Raw genomic sequence first — 18,998 nt, 5'->3', positions numbered from 1 at the left:
ACAATAAGATAATGGAGGATTCTAGCGTTTGGAGGCGACTGAATGATACCGAAGGATCCAATAATGTTGTTAAGCTATATAAATATGAAGTTGCGGGATTTCTATGATGATCTGGATGATTTATGTGAGGATCTGGATATCGATAGAAATGAAGTGGAAGATAAATTGGCAACGATAGAATCTCACTACAATAAGGAGAGAAATCAGTTTGTCTAAGCAGATTACGATTGTGGTTCAGAAAAAAGGGGACGGGGAGGAGCTTGTTTTACTTCACGATGTGGAAAAGACGGTACTTGAAACGTTGAGGGAGAACGGCATAGCATTACCGTCTCTTTGTAATGGGAGGGGAACCTGCGGCAGATGTAAGGTACAGTTTAAGGGGAGTGCTCCATTTCCAACGCCGACAGAGAGGGGAAGAATCTCGCCAGACGAGCTGCGTGAGGGGTACCGTTTGTCTTGTGTGGCAAGGCCGATGAAAGAGTGCAGTATTCAAACTTCGTTTGAAGTAGAAGAAAAAATAAAAGTATTGACAGAAAGCGCTATTATGCAATCATCGGAAGAAAGAAGTGAAGATGATGTAACTATAGAAAACGGAGAAACGGTGATTGCCGTGGATCTGGGAACTACGACAATTGCTATGCAGCTTTTGGAGGTGTCTGCCGGACGGCTACTGGATACTTATACTTGCCTTAACCCTCAAAGGAGCTATGGAATGGATGTGGTAGAACGCATTCGGGCAGGCAGTGAAGGGAACGGTGAAAAGCTTCGGACATTGGTACGGGAAGCGATAATGAAGGGGAGAAATCTTTTTGTTCAGGCAGCTTATGATCAAAAGCTGCGTCAGCCGGAATTGCTTGTTATTGCATGTAACACGGCAATGGGGCATTTATTTATGGGATATCCTACCGACACGCTTGGAAAAAGTCCATTCCGGCCGGTCAATATCGAACTGACGCAGTGGGATTGGGATGGTATGCGGACGGTACTTCTTCCGGGGATATCTGCCTTTGTCGGTGGGGATATCGTAGCAGGATTATATGCGTCTAACCTCCATAAGGAAAACGTACCATGGATATTTTTAGACCTTGGAACGAATGCAGAGATGGCAGCAGGAAGGGATGGATGTATCTTCGGTACAGCGGCGGCGGCGGGTCCTGCTTTTGAAGGCACAGGAGATGGTAATACCACAGGACCTGAGAGAATAAGCGCGCTTGCACATCTATTGAAAGTGGGGTCAGCAGACGAGACAGGATTGTTACAGGAGCCTTATTTCGAGACAGGAATAACTGTGGATAACATTTTTGTGACTCAAAAGGATATTCGCGATATACAGATGGCTAAGGCTGCAGTGAGGACGGGCATTCACTTTTTAAAGGGGAAATTAAAAGTGGATAGCTATGAACAAATAGGAAAAGTCTATTTGGCAGGCGGTTTTGGTTTTTATCTGGATCAGGAGGCAGCAGTACGAATTGGGTTGATACCTCCTGAGCTGAAAGGGAAGCTGGCAGTAGTAGGAAATACAGCTTTAAGCGGAGCCGGACTTATCGGAAGGAAAATGGTAAGGGGCAGTGAAGGAAGGAATGAGCTGGATAATATTGTAAGGAGAAGCGGGATATTCAATCTGGCTGAGCAACCAAACTTTGAAGAGAAGTATATTTCATATATAAATTTTTAATGTTACGGATGAAATATCATGATAGGTATCTACCTTTAGAGAAGGCACAGGAAGTATGTGGAGGAACTGGATGGAAAATGTATTTGGAAATATGGATAGCGATATATCCGCTATACTGTGGGATCATTTGTTCAGTAGTGTAGAAGGGGGCCGGGAGAATCTGGGGAAGGAAGTTCCGGTAATAGTCTATCGTATGATGGAATATTCTATAAGGGATATTTTAATTGATATGCTGGGCAAAGAGAAAATGGTGGAGATTATCAAAAGCGCAGGTGAGAAAAGCGGAAAGGAGTTCTTTAAGCGATGCCTGGATGGTACTTTGGCGCTTAATGATTTCTTAGCTCAGGTACAGCAGACGTTAATTGATCTGAAAATTGGAATTCTTCGGATTGAGAAATTTGATGAAGAGACCGGTCATGCTGTTTTTACTATCAGCGAGGATTTGGATTGTTCCGGGTTTCCGGCGGTAGGGGAGACTGTATGTAACTATGATGAAGGTTTTCTTGCAGGAATATTAAAAGCTTATACGAAAAAGGAATATATAGTGACCGAAGTGGATTGCTGGGCGCTGGGAGGACGTGTATGCCGTTTTGATGCAATAATTCAATAATTGATTGCCGATAAACGGGTTTTGTCTTGAAAGGGTAGAATGATTATGAAGGAGAAAGATGCGGATATTTTATTTCAATATTTAAAGGATATACTGTATGAACGGGGCGTTCCTATGCTTTCAGAACAGGAAGTATCTGCAGAATCAGCAAAATTAGTGGATGGAATGAACCTGCTTCATGGGTGGTTGAAAGAGGGGTATCAATTCGCTACTGATATTTCAGAAGGAATTCTAAACGGAGAAGAACCGTCAAAAGACAATCCGCTTTGTGGTCCGTTGAAAATGCTCCGCTCCAATTTTGTCCATCTCGTATGGCAAACAAAGCAGGTTGCCAGTGGGGATTACAGCCAGCAAGTAGCTATGATGGGGGATTTTTCCGCGGCTTTTAATACGATGACAGAACAGCTTATGCAAAGAGAGAGCGCATTGAGGGAGCACAATGAATTGCTTTCTTATATTACGGATAACATTGGAGAATACGTGGTTGTCCTCGATAGGGAAACGAAAGATTTTCTGCATGAAAACAAGTCGTTTCTCAACATATCCATTGAGAAGCCGGAGCTTGTCAATGCGTTAAAAAGAGCATTGGAAGATTATGATATCGAAACGAATGGACGTTTTTGGGAAATAAGTATCTCTTCTGCCGATCAAGCGGACCGAATGCTCTACTACCACGTGGATTCTTTCCATATCAATTGGAAAGGAAAATCGGCAACAGCATATTTGCTTCGGGATATTACAGAGAGAAAAGAATGGGAGTCTTCCATTGAGTATGCGGCCAACTCTGATGTGTTGACCAAACTTTACAACAGGCGTTATTGCATTAATACTATATCTAAGTACATAGAAGAGCAAGAGGAATTCCTCGTTTGTTTCATAGATTTGGATAAGCTAAAAGAGGTCAATGATACTTTCGGCCATTGCCTCGGCGATGAATATATTGTGATAGCGGCAGATATTCTGATGGAGAATGCGGGAAGAGATGATATCATATGTCGTATCGGCGGCGATGAATTCATTATCATTATGCGAGGATATTCAGAAGAACAAGTAAGGATGCGAATGGAGCAAATCAGAAAACAGCTCTTTCAGTTAAGCAAAGAAGGGAAAGTAAAATATTTGATGAATTTAAGTTATGGAATTGCCAGATACAATAAAAACAATATGCATAATGCAGAAGAGATTATGCATGAAGCAGATAAGAATATGTACCTGTTCAAACGCGAAAATAGGAGAGACACAAAATAATGCAAAAATGGATGCACAGAATAAAAGAGAAAGAAATGATAACATTCACTATTTTTTCTCTGATTTTTTTACTGATAATCGCGCTATCTACAGGAACCTTTGCCGAAATCGCAAGTGGCATGCGGCTTATCGTCGTCTCAAGAGATGCCTTAATTACCGATTACTTCGAGCTGGCAGGATTCAGTGCAGCATTTTTTAATGCAACAATCGTATTTGGTATGGGAATTTTGCTTGTAGTTAAGCAGAAAATACCTTTTACAGGTCTAACAATAGCAGCTTTATTCATTAATGCAGGATATGCCCTTTGGGGGAAGAACCCGGTGAACACACTGCCTATTTTATTAGGGACAATCCTTTATGCCCGATTTCATAAGGTAAGGGTGAAGCGTTATATTTATACAGCACTGTTTGGAACTTGTCTTGCGCCGCTTATTACGGAACTCGTCTATATTTTTCCTTATCCGAAAACGGTGAACTTTTTTATTGCTATAGCAGTCGGTATTTTCGTAGGATTTGTGCTTCCGCCGCTATCCATGCATACGGCGTCCATGCATATGGGATATAATTTATTTAATGTAGGATTTTCCGGGGGGATATTGGCTTTCGCTATTGTATCCGTATTAAGGGCATTCGGTATGGAAAGTGATTCTGTGCTCATCTGGAGCAGGGAATATCAGTGGACAATTGCAATAGGGCTTTATGTTTATTTTTTAATCACGATTATGTTCGGCTTTCTGGTAGAAGGAGGAAGAATTAAGGGATTAAAGAAAATCTTGAGTCACCCGGGCCGGGCAGTCACTGATTTTGTTGTTATGGAAGGACCCGGAGTAACGCTTATGAATATGGGAATAATAGGAATGGTATGCGTGACCTATATTCTGTTTGTAGGCGGTGAATTCTCGGGACCGGTCGTGGGTTCTATTTGGTCAGCATTTGGTTTCGCGGCCTTCGGAGTCCATATCAAAAATTATCTTCCGCCGCTATTTGGCGTTTATTTATCTACATTTACCACTGTATTTGTTCCGGATACTCCGGGGATTCAATTGGCGGCTATTTTTGCGGTAGGTCTTGCTCCGATTGCGGGGCAGTTCGGCGCATTTGTGGGCGTTTTGGCAGGATTTCTTCATGCAGCTATCGCCATGTGTACTTCGGACTTATACGGAGGGCTTAACTTATATAATAACGGATTCAGCTCCGGCTGGGTGGCGGTCGTCCTTGTGCCGGTGGTTGAGGGCTTTATAAGCAGAAGAGGAGGGGCAAGTGAATCACGAAGAAAGAAAAGTAGCTAAAATCGTAGAAGAGCTGACGATTTATTTTTTCTCTGTAGGAGCAAGCCAAATTTATTCAAGTATTGAACGGGAAGAGGGGAATGCTACGATTACGGTGAAAGCGAATTATGATATTCGATACCGTGAAGAACTGGAAAATCTGGATATTTATTTAAATGGCCCTAAGAATGATGGCATGGAAGATGTCTATTGGGAGCTGGCAGGTTCCGGGAATCTGGGAGAGACAAGCGAACTTCTTTTGGTGGGTATGATGGTGGATGAGGCGGAAATACGCATCGGGGAGGACTTTGTCGAGGTAAGGATGGAGAAAGAAGCATTCAGATAATGTTACTATTCATAGCTTCGCCATGAACAGTAACAGAATTGCACACAAAATGCAAAAGAATGCATTTTGGCACATGCAGCACTCGCAAAATTGTATAGAGATACAATTTTGGCATCGCGTTTGCCGAAGTGTAAATAGAACCAGATGTAACTATTTTTAAGGTTTCTTACATATATATAAATGATAATAAAAATAAGAGGCAGATAATTGAGCTTAAAAATTGGAAAGAAGGAGTGCGCGGCGGCAGGAATTTTTGTAGCAGCAGCGCTTCTATTTTTATATGTAAGAGACAGAAATGGGATAGAATCGGTCTTGGAAGTAGCAGGGTATGAGACGATCCAGGAGGATGCGGAGAAGGAAGGACGGGGGAAGATTGCATTGACCTTTGACGATGGTCCCCACCCTTATTATACGGAGCAAATATTGGATGGGCTGAAAAAAAGGGGAATCAGGGCCACCTTTTTTGTGACCGGTATGAATGTGGAGAAGCACCCGGAGATTATAGAGAGGATGCATGAAGAAGGGCATCTCATAGGAAATCATACATTTTATCATACTCAGCTTAGTAAGAAGAACCGGGAGAAGTTCAAGGAGGAACTGATACGTACCAGCGAGGTAATCAGCGAGATTACGGGCGAGGACGTCATTTATGTACGCCCTCCTTATGGGAGCTGGGATAAGAGCTTCGAAACGGAGCTCAATATGTTTCCGGTCCTGTGGACAATCGATCCGCTGGATTGGTGTTCCACTAACGTGGCCTGCATTACCGATAATGTAGTGAAGAAAGTGGATGAGAATGATATTATACTGATGCATGATTATTATGCGACCTCTGTTACCGCCGCCTTGAGGGTAGTGGATGAACTGACCGAGGAAGGATATCAGTTTGTGACGGTGGAAGAGATACTGTTCGATTAATAAAGTTCTAAGATATATGTAAAGGATTTTGGGCTATTTTTTAATGACCAAACCTATAACTTACACATTTATTATATTTTGGTTCCGAAAATAACGGAGACACTCTCATATATTGCTTCAGCAAGGCACGTATGTCCCTCTTCATCCATGTGAAGTTTATCAATGCTGCTTGCCTGAGATACCTTTGAAGCATCCAAAAAGAAACACCCTAGATTGTCAGCGATCGTCCTATACAATGGAGCTAGAGCTTGTGATTTTCTGACTGACAGTTCATCAAATATGGATAATGGATTATCGGCAACTCCTTCACCTATATGAATCGGTGAAACTAGCAAGATATCCGGTTTGGAATATTTGACTCCATAATCAAACTGCTGCACTGTTTTGCACAGATGCTCAATTCCTTTTGCGATTGCCGCCGGTGATACATTAATATAACTCTTACAGTCGTTTGTTCCCAGTGAAAGAACTATCAGACTCAGGGGACTATGGGTATGAAGGCTGATGGGGAGCGCCCGGATTCCGGAGCGATACGGCTCTGTAGGATCATCCCAGACCGTTGTGCGTCCTCCCATTCCCTCTTCGATTACATAAAAGTCATCATCTAAAAGCGATTGAAGCTGTCCCGGCCAACGTATCTCGCGAGGATAGCGTCCACCTCCGGGAATTGAACCGAAAGTATTAGAATCACCAAAACATAATATTTGTCTCATAATTACCTCCATATTTCGTTATATACTCTTGGAATCTTAAGCCCTTATTTCATAAGAGTCTTCGATTCCTATATTTAAAAATCATCCACCTTTTTCAAAAAGCTACATAAGTTAAAAAAGTTATGACAAAGCCAGTTAAATATATATTTTTTGACTGGAGGTGATTTTTAAAGTTACCTCTAAAATTGTCTGAATGCTTGACTTTTAAGGAAGTATTCAGACTTATCTTAAATTTATTCTATAGATTACAATAATTGCAGGCGTTGTTGAAACAAATATCCTCTACCATCTTTCCCAGAAAATTCATATCTGCAGGATATGCCCCGCTTTCCACGATGTTACCGATCTCGCTGCAGAGTATTCTGCGGAAATATTCGTGTCTGGGGAAGGAAAGGAAGCTTCTGGAGTCGGTAAGCATTCCGATAAAACGGGACAGCAAGCCGAGAGAGCTTAGACAGCGTAGTTGTGTGCGCATTCCTTCTTCTGAGTCGTTGAACCACCAGGCAGGGCCGAATTGTATCTTGCCGGGAATGCTTCCGTCCTGAAAGCTTCCTGCGAGAATGGCGAGAGTGGCATTATCCTTAGGATTTAAATTATATAGGATAGTTTTTGGGAGTCTGCCGTTTCGGTCTAACGAGTCGAGAAAGGAGGCAAGGGGAATCGCAACTGCGGCATCCTGTGTTGAATCACATCCGGCGTTATTCCCTATACCGGCAAGTATTCTTGATGATGTATCCCTCAGCGGTCCTATATGAAGCTGCATAATCCAGCCCCGTGTATGATATTCCTCGGCAAGTGCTTTCTGCAGGCTACCCTGAAAAAGGCCTATATCATCAGGCGTCAGATGAATGCCAGACAGAGCCTTTTGATAGATCGCGTCCGATTGGGAATCGGTGGAATCCCGATAGAGCATTTGATCTAATCCGTGGTCTGCAATTCGACATCCTGCATCATGAAAATATTGTATACGGCATTTTAACGCTTCAACGAGATCGCCAAAATGTATTAAGGGGAAACCGACGGAGGTTTCCAACGCTTTTATAAAGCTTAAAAATCCGGGTTTTTGAATGTGGATTGCCGCATCCGGGCGGAATCCGGGAAGGACCTTTACGGAAAATCCTTCCCTTTTTAATTGTTTATGATAGTATAGATCATCACAAGGATCATCGGTTGTCACAAGGGCATGCACCCCGCTTTTTTCAATCAGGCGGCGAACACAAAAGTCTTCCGAGCGAAGCATTTCATTGCACTTGTTATAAATAGATTCCGCATTTTGTTCATTTAGCGCTTCTTCAATATGGAAATATCTTTGTAACTCTAAATGCGTCCAATGGTATAGAGGATTACCCAAAAGATAAGGTACCGTCTCCGCCCATTTTTTGAATTTATCGAAGTCCGCAGCTTCCCCTGTTATATAATCTTCTCCTATACCATTCCAGCGCATAGCACGCCATTTATAATGATCGAATCCCAACCATGCAAAAGTGATACTGTCCATGCATTCGTTCTCATATATCTCCTTCGCAGAAAGATGATTATGATAATCCAATATAGGCATCTTTTCGGCATGCTGATGATACAACATGCGAGCGGTAGGAGTATCCAGCAGAAAGTCTTCATCCATAAAAGCCTTCATCTTCAATCCCTCTCTTTCATGACCTTCGGTTATATATATTTTTCTAAAGTTGCCTTCACAGCGCCCGGGGCAGAGGAAAGTTCTCTGTAATAACCGATAACTTTTTCCGCAAGACCGGCTTCATACAGATTCACACCGAAAATGGCAGATTTTGCAAGGATAGGCTTAAGGGTATCGGCTGCCTGTTCCGTATTGCCAAGAGACAGAGTGCTTACAATGGGAAGAAGGGTATCCAACATGGGGTCAGGACTTAAGGTAAAGGAATTGCCGTTGTCATCCACCGCCATCAAGTAGCGGAGCCAACCCGCGAATACGAGGGGAATCATACGTAAATTTTCTACTTTCAAAGTATCGGAAGCCATATAAGCCTTTATTGTTTCTCCATAACGTATTGCTAACTTCTGGGAAGTATCCGTTGCGATTCGCTGCGGTGTGTCGGGCATAAAAGGATTGGGGATACGTACATTGAGAACCTCATCAATAAAAGCCTTTGGTTGGATGATTCCCGGATCGACAACAACCGGAAGTCCTTCCTGATAGCCGATGGTCTCCACCAGTTTCTTCAGAAGAGGATTTTTCATTTCCTCAGAAATAAGCTCGTAACCCATAAGACATCCGAAAATAGCCAGAGCAGTATGGAGAGGATTTAAGCAAGTGCAGACCTTCATTTTTTCTATTTTGTCCACCGTTTCCCGAGAGGTGTAAATAATTCCTGCCTGATCTAAAGGGAGCCTGCTACCTGGAAAATGATCCTCTATTACTAGGTATTCACATTCCTCAGCGTTGACAAAGGGGGCAACATAGGTTTTCTTTTCGGTAATTACAGGTGCAAGTTCTTCGATATTATCTTGTATAAGAAGTGCTTCAATCTTGGCATCAGGCCGTGGAGTAATCTTATCGATCATACTCCAGGGAAAGGAGATTTTAGAGGGATCGCATAAGTATTCCCCCAAACCTTCCTCAGCTAACCCTTTCTTTATCCAATTTTCAGCGAAGGCGGTAACGGCAGCTTTTAGCTTATCGCCATTGTGAGAGCAGTTGTCCATGCTGACAAGGGCAAGTGGAAGACGGCCATTCAGATAGCGTTCGTAGATGAGTGCGGATACCTTTCCAATGTAACTCTTCGGAGCGGCAGGACCGGCGATGAAATCCGCTTCTACGTCGGCAAGGAGCTGTCCTTGCCCGTCAACTAGACTATAGCCTTTTTCGGTAATGGTAAAGCTTGCCATGGACAGTGTAGGACTGCAAAAGATTGCTTTCATTCTGTCATATGCGGGAATATTGGCACTGTCAAGGATTAAGGATTCCACAATGCTGCCGACGACGGTTTTTTCTATACTGCCATCAGCCTTTAAGGTTACTAAGATACTGTAATCGTCATGAGGATGGTTCATTTTCGCAATAATTTCATAATCATAGCCCTCGGCAACGATAAGACCGGTATTCATAATGCCCTTATTCAAAAGAGTCTGCAGGATGTTGGCCTGAAATGCGCGAAAGATATTGCCTGCACCAAAATGAATCCAAGCAGGGCTTTCTTTTGTTTCTGCGGCGACGCTGTCACGGTCGAATTCGGGTATTGAGTACCCCGCATTTTCCCATTCCGTCCTATTTTTAAGCCCTAAGCTATTTAATTTCATTTCCCTTTTTCTCCTTTCACGATAGCTTCCCATAGCCCGTTCAAATAGGTGGCGCCGAGAGCGCGATCATATAATCCATAGCCCGGCATTGCGACCTCTCCCCATATCATACGTCCGTGGTCGGGGCGGATCGGACCGGAAAAGCCGATATCGTATAAAGCTTTCATAATCTCATACATATCGAAGCTGCCATCGGAAGAAAGGTGGGCGGCTTCTTCAAAATCGCCCGGATAATTGTGCTGCAGATTACGTACATGGGCAAAATGAACCCTGCCTTTCAGCGATCTTATCATTTCCGGCAGATTATTATCGGGATTGGTGCCATAGGAGCCGGCGCAGAAAGTTACACCGTTATGCGGATTATCAACCATTTTCATCATACGATGAATATTAGGCAGACTAATGATAATGCGAGGAAGACCGAAGACGCTCCAAGCGGGATCGTCGGGATGAATCGCCATATTGATGTCATATTTGTCGCAGACTGGCATAATGGCATCCAGGAAATATTTTAAATTAGAAAACAGCTTTTCGTCATCTACACCGCTATACATTTCGAACAGCTCTTTTACCCTTCCCATACGTTCCGGCTCCCAGCCCGGAAGTATGAAACCGTTGGAATCGGAGGAGATGGAATCGAACATTTTTATCGGATCGATACTGTCTACCGCTTTCTGATTATAGGCCAGAACAGTGGAACCATCGGGGCGCACTCGTGCAAGCTCTGTACGTGTCCAATCGAAGACAGGCATGAAGTTGTAGCATACAAGATGAATGTCCTCCTGCCCCAAATGTTCCAAAGTTTTTATATAGTTATCGATGTATTTATCTCTATCCGGTGAGCCTATTTTGATGGAATCATGGATATTGACACTTTCGATTCCGGATATATTCAGACCGGAAGCATTCACCTCATTCTTGATTGCGCGGATATCCTCAAGGCTCCATATGTCGCCCGGTGCGGTTTCATATAATGTTGTAATGACTCCGGTTACCCCCGGAATCTGGCGAATTTGCTGTAAAGTTACGGTATCAGATTTGCTGCCGTACCAGCGAAGTGTCATTTCCATATTCAATTCCTCCTGATCACTATTGTTTATTGGTTCTTCGTAACGGTGATGGTACTGAACTGTTACGGTTCTTCAATAGTAACACAGGAGGAAAGATGTTAGAATTGCAGAGGTTGTTTAAAACATTGCAAAAGTTGTTGTTTCACAGGTCAGAAGTTATGAGAAGTTGGGGAAAGTGAAGACATGTCTTTAAATTCCCGCGGTGACATACCGAATTCTTTCTTGAAAGCCCGGAAAAAGGTGGTATAGTCACGGAAGCCGTAGCTGCGGCTGGCTTCCTGAATCGTTATTCCCGAAAGCAGGGCATTCTTGCTGCCATGCAGGCGCTTTTTCAAGATATACTGGTGGGTGGACAACCCGATAGATTCTTTGAAAAGGTGGGAAATGTAATACTTGCTTACGTGGAAACGGGCAGCGAGGGCATCCAATGTCAAATCTTCTTCCAGATGAGTTCCTATATAATCGCATATATTGGAAAACAGGGTAGACTGGTCGTTGAACATCGGGGAGTGAGTGAGGTTATAAATTGTCCTGTTTAAGCTGAGGAGGAAAGAGCTGATCAGGCAACTCATAATATGTTGATGAAAAATGTCAGTGCCGTGAGACTCCTCTAAGATGGCGATCAATTTGCTGAACAGTAGTTGTGCAGAGCCAAAGTCAGGAGCATAATGATACTGATTTTTAGCCGCGGACTCGCTAAAACAACGAAGGATATCGCCATAGGACTGTTCCAGTTTCTTCATATAGGCAGGGGATATCCATAAGACAATGCGCCGGTAAGGGAGATCATTGTCTCTAAAAGTAGGTTTATGGTTGGTAGCAGGAGGAATTAGGCAGATATTCCCGTAGGCAAGGGGATATTTTTCTCCATTTAGGTTAATATCTACGTTCCCTCCCAGAAAGAAATAGATTTCATAGAAATCATGCCGGTGCGTATCTACGGGGGAGAGGACTTTATCTTCATAGAAAAAGATTTCATAGTCTTTGGTCTGCATGTATTGCCTTGTATTAAAAGGTGTTCGATAGTGTTTGGACATAGCGGCTCCTTAAAAACAGTTGTAATTAAATCTTTTTGATTATACCATATATCCGGTGATTAAAAATCATCGGATATATGGATGCCTCCGGCGGATGCACACTCGCACGAAGTGGTATTTTGTCGCAAAGCGACCGTGCTCGGTGCAGACGGCGATTTAATCGCCGTCTATATATAAAAACAGTTAAGCCTTGTAGCTCAAGAAGTTACAAGGCTTTTTCTGGTTTGTCTAACATAGGCGTAACCTTATCTTATTCCCCCGATATCTTTTGCAGCATGCGCCACAGTGTGGAGCGGCTGATTCCCAGACGGTTGGCAGCGGCAGTCTGATGTCCGTTTTCTTCTGCCATCACTCTCTGAATAATTTCCAGGTTAATTTCTTCTAATGTTTTCGTAAGATCAAAGGGACATTCTCTTGTTACGGAAAGCAATTGAGGTCTCTCTCTTCGCAGTACGCTCGCAACGGTTTCTGTCTTTATATAAGGAGTGGTAGTTACAGTTACGAGTTCATTTAAGATGCGTTTAAACTGATTATAATTGTCGGGCCAATCATAGTTTTGCAGCAGTTCGAGACCTTTTGTTTCCACGCCGATAATTTCCTTGGCTAGCTGAACGTTCAAGGTGCTGATATATATGCTTACGAGATTAGGAATTTCATATAAGTGGTTCCTAAGAGGTGGTATGTGCATCGTTAAGCAGGAATAATGGTTGATGATATGGCGGCATCGTGGGGTTATGTTGCCATCCTCTCCGTAAGAGAAGGTGAAAATCATCCGATTTCTCTTATATAGGTTTAAGTCTCTTATGATAGAGAATAATTCATTAAATTGATCCTCGGATAAGATTTCCATGGAGCGGATATAGATGGTCGTATTCGTATCGCTAAGGGGAGAGTTGTTGTGTTCCGTGAGAAAAGTCCATGCCTTAGTAGTGATCCGTGCACAATCGATAATTGCCAGAGGGCTATTTGAAAGAGGACTTTTTGCGTATATGAGTCTGGCCATCTGGTCTTTGCCGGTTCCTCCCTCTCCGAGAATCATAATGGGCTGCGAAGCGTTCGCATATTCATCGATTGACATTTCCAAGCTGTGAGAAGAATGAGCAATACCGTAAAAACTATTGAAAAATTTATCAAAAGCTTCATCCTTGTCGATATAGCGAATTCCGTTCTTTGTGAGAGCAAGAGGAACTTTTCGCGGATTGATGTAGTAAACATAGTGATTTTTACCGCCCAACCTTTTGCATAAACCGCTGACGGCCAGAATTAATCCGTTATCCTCCTGATGGTATTTTTTGATGACATCAGGGATGAGTTCCGGAATTCTCCGCTTCATTTCCTCTATAACAGCCTTGCTGAAGGAATAGTTTTTAGAAAAATAGATAATTTCTTTGTTGTCATTGAATACGAAAATATAGGCTGGATTCTCTTCCAGAATCAATTTATAAAAATCGGTCCAAAGGGTATACTGCTTGTAATCAGATACGGTCTGTACTGCGCGGTTAAATGCATCCTGAATACTTTCGCTGCCGGATGTAATAAGAATAGAGGTCAGACCGAACCGCTGAGAAAGGGAATTGGTGATCATATCACAAAGTACCATTTGATACCCTTCCTGAGCCAGGCCGGATAGAACCTCAATCCCTTCCTGTTCATTGTGAATAGTAAAGATATCTATATCATATTGAAGGAGGCTGGAAATATAAGTGGCTTCTTGCGTAATGGAGGGGAAACCAACTAATGCATACTTATTCGTATAATTTTCGGCGAGTTTAATTGCCCGTAAGATATCATATACCGAAATGGCTACTTCGATAACAGGAAGGTCAGATTTTTGACGTATGAGTTCGGCGGTACCACCTCGGGAAATGATAACATCAAAATCTTCCTCGGCATATTTCTGAGCCAGAGAGGAGCCTGCCTCCAGGTCACCGACAACGACCATAAGATCGATATCACTTCTTTGAAGCGCAATTTGGTTCATAAGAACTTGCATACCTTCATAGGGAGCGATTCCTAAAATTTTTGTCTTTGTGTTCATAAAATTCCCTTTCTATAAGTGTTTCAATTTAAGATATATTGTACATTAAAAAATGAAATGTATCAATATAAAACGATAATGTTTCAAATTAAAACAAATATTGATTAAAAATATACCAATAAAGTATTGAAAAGAGAAAAATGATTTGATACTATTAAACAAAACAAGGGAATGTTTAAATAATAGATAGAAAAACGTTCTAAAATGAAACGAATCCTCGGAGGGGAATGATATGGTCAAGCTATTGCTTATCGCAGATGATTTTACCGGTGCGTTAGATACCGGTGTACAATTCGCAGGCCAAGGGGCCCATACAAAGATTGTTATGGGGAAAGACGCTGAATATTTACAACTGGAACGAGAGGATGCGGATGTAATAGTTATCGATGCGGAGACAAGGCATCTTCCGCCCGATGAGGCTTATCGAAGGGTTGCGAAGTTAGCTGCCAAGGCACGGAATGAAAAAGTACCTTATATTTTCAAAAAGACGGATTCTGCACTTCGGGGAAATATAGGTATGGAGTTAGCAGCTCTTTTGGAAGTCAGCGGAGAAAAGTTCCTGCCCTTTATCCCGGCATTGCCGGCGATGAACCGTGTTACACGAAAAGGGATACATTATATAGATGGAGTTCCGATTGCTGAAACGGTATTCGGAAAAGACCCATTTGAACCGGTTACCTCTTCTCATATTCAGGATTTGTTCCGGGATACGAAGGTATGCGTAACAATAATAGAAAAGGGAATGAAGTATAAGACTGACACTGAGGAGCCGACGATTGGTATTTTCGATGCGGACATGGCAGAGGATATGGAACGCATTGTGGAAGAGCTGAAGAACAACGGTAAGTTGGCAATTATTGCAGGCTGTGCAGGAGTAGCTTCGGTGCTGCCCGGAATGCTGGGTTTGACAAAAGAGAAAAGGGAACGGCCTCTTATAAAGAAACCTCTTTTAGTAGTGTCAGGAAGTCTGAACCCTATATCTCAAAGACAGATTGAATATGGCGAAAAATGCGGTTTTCCCCGCTATATTATAGATAAGAAGCAACTGGCTGTGGAAGGATATTTCGATACGAAGGAGGGGAAAGAGTGGATTACATCTATAAAGGAAGAACTTTGCAAGTTCCCCCTGGTCATGATTGATACCGGAACATCGGGAGACAAGCAACTGGAAGATGAAAGTGTGAGATTGAAAATAGCAGACATATTCGGAATGACGGTGAAGGAATTGGTAAATGTTGATGCCTGTGATACCGTTCTGGTGACCGGCGGGGATACATTGCTCGGCCTTGTAGAACAGATGGAGTGTAAAGAAATCAATCTGGTAGGAGAAATAAAGCCCGGTACAGTTCTGTCCTCTATGAAAATGAACCAAAAGGATATTTGGGTACTTTCGAAATCAGGGGGCTTTGGCGATGAGAAATTGTTGGTAGAAGTAGCCGGGGAGATGATTTAGCGTAACTATGAAGTTGCTGAACAGTTACGATTTGGCATAGGGAAACGAGAGGAGTAAAGAATATGTTAGAGGATTATAAATTAAAGATGCCGGGAGTGGTACATGGCGGGGAACATGCTCTGGAGAAAATAATCGAAATAATAACAGATAAATACAAAAAGCCTGCGGTGTTTACGGATAAGGGCATCGAGGCTGCGGGTATATTGGAAGAGCCTTTTCGCTTAATAAAAGAAAGCGGTGCGGAGATGTATCTGATCGATGAGATTCCTCCGGAACCTACGTATGAACAGGCGCAGAAGGTGGTCGATTCCTTTAAGGAAAGCGGAGCTGATTTCATTATTGCGATTGGGGGAGGCAGCGTTATGGATATCGGGAAATTATCCTCCATTGCAGCGACTGACGATTATAGGGTTAAGGATTTACTGGATAATCCCCTGTTAGGAAAAAAGACAGTAAAAACACTTATGATTCCAACAACGGCAGGGACGGGAGCGGAGGCTACCCCGAATGCGATTGTAGCCGTTCCCGAGAAGGAATTGAAGGTGGGAATTGTAAATGAAGAAATGGTACCGGATTATGTGATTTTGGATGGACGTATGACGGCCAGGCTGCCGAAGAAGATTGCGGCAGCGACAGGGATTGACGCTCTGGCTCATGCGATTGAATGTTATACCTCTAATAAGGCGAATCCTTTCAGTAATATATTTGCGATGGAAGCACTGCGGCTTATCTTCTCTAATATCGAAAAGGCTTGTGAGGATAGCAGCGCTGTCAAAGAAAAGAGCAATATGCTGTTAGCAGCTTTTTATGCAGGAGTAGCAATTACCGCATCAGGGACAACGGCAGTACATGCGCTTTCGTATCCTCTTGGAGGAAAATACCATATTCCTCACGGAGTTTCTAACGCGATGATGCTTCTTCCGGTCATGGAGTTCAATAAAGAAGCGTGTATAGACGAGTTGGTTGAAATATACGATGTGGTAGAGGGGAAAGAAAAAGAGAGTAAAGAAGAAAAAGCGGCTTGGGTCATTGATCGAATAGGTGAAATGATAAAGAGATTGGAAATACCGGATAGCTTAAATGCCTACGGCATAGGTCATGAGGATCTGGAGGAACTTACGAAAGCCGGTATGGAGGTACAGCGCCTTCTTGTAAATAATAAGAGAGCTGTAACAGCACAGGATGCCAGAGAGCTATATCTGAAAATTATGTGAAGTAATTATTTGACAGGTCTGCGCATTTGCTGCGCTGACCGTAAGTATACGTTAAAAGATAAGTGAAAATCCCATCACCGAAGGTGATTTTAATGGATTTTCACATGTAACTGTGAAGGTACTGAACTGTTATGTAAAGGAGTTATGAAATGTCTGAATGGAAAACATTGATAAAGGGAATTGTTCCTCCGCTTATCACGCCGATGAACGAAGATGAAAGTATAAATGAAACAGAACTTCGTAATCAGGTAAAAAGACTTTTAAAGGCCGGAGTGCATGGAATATTTCCGCTGGGAACCAATGGAGAAGGGTATATCTTAACCGAAAGCGAAAAAGAACTCGTATTATCGGTGGTAATGGATGAAGTGAAAGGACAAGTTCCCATCTATGCAGGGACGGGATGTATCAGTACGAAGGAAACAATAAGGCTGTCACAAACTGCGCAGGCAATTGGTGTGGATATACTTTCCATAGTAGCGCCATCCTTCGCACAAGCTTCACAGGAAGAGTTGGCAGAACATTATGAAACGATTGCCAAAGCGGTGAAAATACCGATTGTGCTATATAACATTCCGGCAAGAACCGGGAATGTGATTGCGCCGGCGACGGTAGAGGCGTTATCGCATATTGATAACATTGCGGGAGCAAAGGATAGCAGCGGTAATTTTGACAACATGCTTCAATATATAGAACGAACGAAGGATAGGGATTTTGCAGTGCTTTCGGGAAATGATTCTTTGATTTTATGGAACCTTCTGGCAGGAGGGACCGGAGGAATTGCAGGATGTGCCAACGTGTTTCCTGAGAATATGGTGAATGTATATGAGTGCTTCATCAAAGGAGACTTGGAAAAGGCAAAAGAATATCAGGATAATATCCGTTCATTCAGAAATTGTTTCCGATATGGCAATCCTAATACTATCGTTAAGATGGCGGTAGAAATGCTTGGATATCCGGTAGGAAAATGCAGAAAGCCATTTTACCGTATATCGGAGGAAGGCGTTCATGCCATTCGCAAGGTACTCGAGGAAAACACGGCAAAAAACATTTGCTAAAGCACACAGATGGGAGCCAAATATGAAACCTATCATTGGTATAACAATGGGAGATCCGGCGAGTATCGGACCGGAGATAACGGTGAAGGCGTTATGCAGACCGGAGATATACGAGAAGTGCCGCCCCCTTATTATTGGAGACGCTCTGGTAATGGAAAGGGCGCTGCATAAGCTGAATTATAAGGATATAACAGTGCATCAAGTAACGAATCCTCAGGAAGGGCTATACCGACATGGAATAATCGATGTATTGGATATGGGGTTGGTGGATATCGACTGGTTAGAGGTTGGGAAAGTATCAGAAATGGCTGGAGCCGCGGCGTTCGGATATGTGAAAAAGGTAATTGAGCTGGCAATGGAGGGGGAAGTAGATGCCACGGTTACCAATGCTCTGAACAAGGAGTCGATCAATCTGGCAGGTTATCACTTTTCGGGGCATACAGAGATTTATGCGGAATATACAGGAACGAAGAAGTATACGATGATGCTCGCCCATCACAATCTAAGAGTAGTACATGTGTCAACCCACGTATCTCTTAGAGAGGCTTGTGACCGGGTGAAGAAAGAACGTGTACTGGAGGTGATTCGCATTGCGGATGAAGCCTGTAGGAGCATGGGAATAAATAAGCCCAAAATAGCGGTGGCCGGACTGAATCCCCATTGTGGAGAGGGTGGTCTTTTCGGAAGGGAAGAGATAGAAGAAATTACACCTGCTATAGAGATAGCTAAGGCGGAAGGAATCTGTGTGGATGGGCCGGTTCCCCCTGATACTGTGTTCTCCAAGGCAAAAGGCGGATGGTATGACATAGTAGTTGCCATGTATCATGATCAGGGACACATTCCATTAAAAATGGCAGGCTTCGTTTATAACGAAGAAGCACAGAAATGGGATGCGGTAGAAGGGGTTAATATTACCCTTGGACTTCCTATTATACGAACATCCGTAGACCACGGTACGGCATTCGACCAAGCGGGCAAAGGAAGTGCGAATGAACTAAGTCTTATAAATGCGATAGAGTATGCAATCGGTTTTGCGCTAAATTCCAATGAGCAGAACCGAATAGTATAAATTAAAAA

17 protein-coding genes are annotated in these 18,998 nt (G+C 42.9%); 11 read left to right on the top strand and 6 right to left on the bottom strand.

Annotated features, from left to right (window positions below; genetic code table 11):
• Nucleotides 1-42: 42 nt before the first annotated feature.
• The 7 genes from RBB56_RS03700 (at nt 43) to RBB56_RS03670 (ending at nt 6,065) form a co-directional block, all read left to right on the top strand.
• Nucleotides 43-216: a DUF4250 domain-containing protein gene (locus RBB56_RS03700; RefSeq protein WP_306721055.1), complete on the top strand. Its 174-nt coding sequence runs from the start codon at nt 43-45 to the stop codon at nt 214-216.
• Complete coding sequence (locus RBB56_RS03695) at nt 209-1,675, top strand: ASKHA domain-containing protein (protein ID WP_306721054.1); 1,467 nt, start codon at nt 209-211, stop codon at nt 1,673-1,675. The genes RBB56_RS03700 and RBB56_RS03695 overlap by 8 nt, the downstream gene beginning before the upstream one ends.
• A 70-nt stretch (nt 1,676-1,745) precedes the next feature.
• Nucleotides 1,746-2,285: a V4R domain-containing protein gene (locus tag RBB56_RS03690; protein ID WP_306721053.1), complete on the top strand. Its 540-nt coding sequence runs from the start codon at nt 1,746-1,748 to the stop codon at nt 2,283-2,285.
• A 39-nt stretch (nt 2,286-2,324) separates the two neighbouring features.
• On the top strand, nt 2,325-3,533 hold the full coding sequence (locus tag RBB56_RS03685) for a sensor domain-containing diguanylate cyclase (RefSeq protein ID WP_306721052.1): 1,209 nt from the start codon (nt 2,325-2,327) through the stop codon (nt 3,531-3,533).
• Nucleotides 3,533-4,822 (top strand): DUF1576 domain-containing protein, encoded by a 1,290-nt coding sequence (locus RBB56_RS03680; RefSeq protein WP_306721051.1) that lies wholly within the window; start codon nt 3,533-3,535, stop codon nt 4,820-4,822. Before RBB56_RS03685 ends, RBB56_RS03680 begins: the two co-directional genes overlap by 1 nt.
• Nucleotides 4,794-5,147 (top strand): hypothetical protein, encoded by a 354-nt coding sequence (locus RBB56_RS03675; RefSeq protein WP_306721050.1) that lies wholly within the window; start codon nt 4,794-4,796, stop codon nt 5,145-5,147. Before RBB56_RS03680 ends, RBB56_RS03675 begins: the two co-directional genes overlap by 29 nt.
• Nucleotides 5,148-5,354: 207 nt before the next feature.
• Nucleotides 5,355-6,065 (top strand): polysaccharide deacetylase family protein, encoded by a 711-nt coding sequence (locus RBB56_RS03670; protein WP_306721049.1) that lies wholly within the window; start codon nt 5,355-5,357, stop codon nt 6,063-6,065.
• A gap of 71 nt (nt 6,066-6,136) precedes the next feature.
• Here the strand turns inward: RBB56_RS03670 and RBB56_RS03665 are convergent, their stop codons facing one another.
• From RBB56_RS03665 to RBB56_RS03640, 6 genes are all read right to left on the bottom strand, one after another.
• Nucleotides 6,137-6,778 (bottom strand): SGNH/GDSL hydrolase family protein, encoded by a 642-nt coding sequence (locus RBB56_RS03665; protein ID WP_306721048.1) that lies wholly within the window; start codon nt 6,776-6,778, stop codon nt 6,137-6,139.
• Nucleotides 6,779-7,016: 238 nt separating this feature from the next.
• On the bottom strand, nt 7,017-8,414 hold the full coding sequence (uxaC, locus tag RBB56_RS03660) for a glucuronate isomerase (protein ID WP_306721047.1): 1,398 nt from the start codon (nt 8,412-8,414) through the stop codon (nt 7,017-7,019).
• Nucleotides 8,415-8,443: 29 nt separating this feature from the next.
• The gene (locus RBB56_RS03655) at nt 8,444-10,054 is read right to left on the bottom strand and encodes a mannitol dehydrogenase family protein (RefSeq protein WP_306721046.1); all 1,611 of its coding nucleotides are present in this window, start codon (nt 10,052-10,054) and stop codon (nt 8,444-8,446) included.
• Nucleotides 10,051-11,124: a mannonate dehydratase gene (gene uxuA / locus RBB56_RS03650; protein ID WP_306721045.1), complete on the bottom strand. Its 1,074-nt coding sequence runs from the start codon at nt 11,122-11,124 to the stop codon at nt 10,051-10,053. The genes RBB56_RS03655 and uxuA overlap by 4 nt, the downstream gene beginning before the upstream one ends.
• Nucleotides 11,125-11,273: 149 nt before the next feature.
• Nucleotides 11,274-12,161, bottom strand: a complete 888-nt coding sequence (locus tag RBB56_RS03645; RefSeq protein ID WP_306721044.1) for an AraC family transcriptional regulator — start codon at nt 12,159-12,161, stop codon at nt 11,274-11,276.
• 250 nt (nt 12,162-12,411) lie between these two features.
• Nucleotides 12,412-14,199: a sigma-54-dependent transcriptional regulator gene (locus tag RBB56_RS03640; protein WP_306721043.1), complete on the bottom strand. Its 1,788-nt coding sequence runs from the start codon at nt 14,197-14,199 to the stop codon at nt 12,412-12,414.
• Between the two features lie 232 nt (nt 14,200-14,431).
• Between RBB56_RS03640 and RBB56_RS03635 the strand changes: the two genes are divergently transcribed.
• The 4 genes from RBB56_RS03635 (at nt 14,432) to pdxA (ending at nt 18,990) form a co-directional block, all read left to right on the top strand.
• Nucleotides 14,432-15,652: a four-carbon acid sugar kinase family protein gene (locus tag RBB56_RS03635; RefSeq protein ID WP_306721042.1), complete on the top strand. Its 1,221-nt coding sequence runs from the start codon at nt 14,432-14,434 to the stop codon at nt 15,650-15,652.
• Between the two features lie 62 nt (nt 15,653-15,714).
• On the top strand, nt 15,715-16,866 hold the full coding sequence (locus RBB56_RS03630) for an iron-containing alcohol dehydrogenase (RefSeq protein ID WP_306721041.1): 1,152 nt from the start codon (nt 15,715-15,717) through the stop codon (nt 16,864-16,866).
• A 149-nt stretch (nt 16,867-17,015) separates the two neighbouring features.
• Entirely contained in the window at nt 17,016-17,921 is a 906-nt protein-coding gene (gene dapA / locus RBB56_RS03625; protein WP_306721040.1) for a 4-hydroxy-tetrahydrodipicolinate synthase, read from the top strand.
• A 46-nt stretch (nt 17,922-17,967) separates the two neighbouring features.
• Nucleotides 17,968-18,990 (top strand): 4-hydroxythreonine-4-phosphate dehydrogenase PdxA, encoded by a 1,023-nt coding sequence (gene pdxA / locus RBB56_RS03620; RefSeq protein WP_306722084.1) that lies wholly within the window; start codon nt 17,968-17,970, stop codon nt 18,988-18,990.
• Nucleotides 18,991-18,998 lie beyond the last annotated feature (8 nt).

The sequence above is a fragment of the Kineothrix sp. MB12-C1 genome (assembly GCF_030863805.1).
Classification (GTDB): Bacteria; Bacillota; Clostridia; order Lachnospirales; family Lachnospiraceae; genus Kineothrix.
The sequence above is the reverse complement of the archived record's forward strand: the minus strand, read 5'-3'. Positions and strand labels throughout refer to the sequence as shown.

Coding starts and splice junctions, on each gene's coding strand:
- RBB56_RS03700 (WP_306721055.1), top strand. CDS start 43: ATGATACCGAAGGATCCAATAATGTTGTTAAGCTATATAAATATGAAG.
- RBB56_RS03690 (WP_306721053.1), top strand. CDS start 1,746: ATGGAAAATGTATTTGGAAATATGGATAGCGATATATCCGCTATACTG.
- RBB56_RS03685 (WP_306721052.1), top strand. CDS start 2,325: ATGATTATGAAGGAGAAAGATGCGGATATTTTATTTCAATATTTAAAG.
- RBB56_RS03680 (WP_306721051.1), top strand. CDS start 3,533: ATGCAAAAATGGATGCACAGAATAAAAGAGAAAGAAATGATAACATTC.
- RBB56_RS03665 (WP_306721048.1), bottom strand. CDS start 6,778: ATGAGACAAATATTATGTTTTGGTGATTCTAATACTTTCGGTTCAATT.
- uxaC (WP_306721047.1), bottom strand. CDS start 8,414: ATGAAGGCTTTTATGGATGAAGACTTTCTGCTGGATACTCCTACCGCT.
- RBB56_RS03655 (WP_306721046.1), bottom strand. CDS start 10,054: ATGAAATTAAATAGCTTAGGGCTTAAAAATAGGACGGAATGGGAAAAT.
- uxuA (WP_306721045.1), bottom strand. CDS start 11,124: ATGGAAATGACACTTCGCTGGTACGGCAGCAAATCTGATACCGTAACT.
- RBB56_RS03645 (WP_306721044.1), bottom strand. CDS start 12,161: ATGTCCAAACACTATCGAACACCTTTTAATACAAGGCAATACATGCAG.
- RBB56_RS03640 (WP_306721043.1), bottom strand. CDS start 14,199: ATGAACACAAAGACAAAAATTTTAGGAATCGCTCCCTATGAAGGTATG.
- RBB56_RS03635 (WP_306721042.1), top strand. CDS start 14,432: ATGGTCAAGCTATTGCTTATCGCAGATGATTTTACCGGTGCGTTAGAT.
- RBB56_RS03630 (WP_306721041.1), top strand. CDS start 15,715: ATGTTAGAGGATTATAAATTAAAGATGCCGGGAGTGGTACATGGCGGG.
- dapA (WP_306721040.1), top strand. CDS start 17,016: ATGTCTGAATGGAAAACATTGATAAAGGGAATTGTTCCTCCGCTTATC.
- pdxA (WP_306722084.1), top strand. CDS start 17,968: ATGGGAGATCCGGCGAGTATCGGACCGGAGATAACGGTGAAGGCGTTA.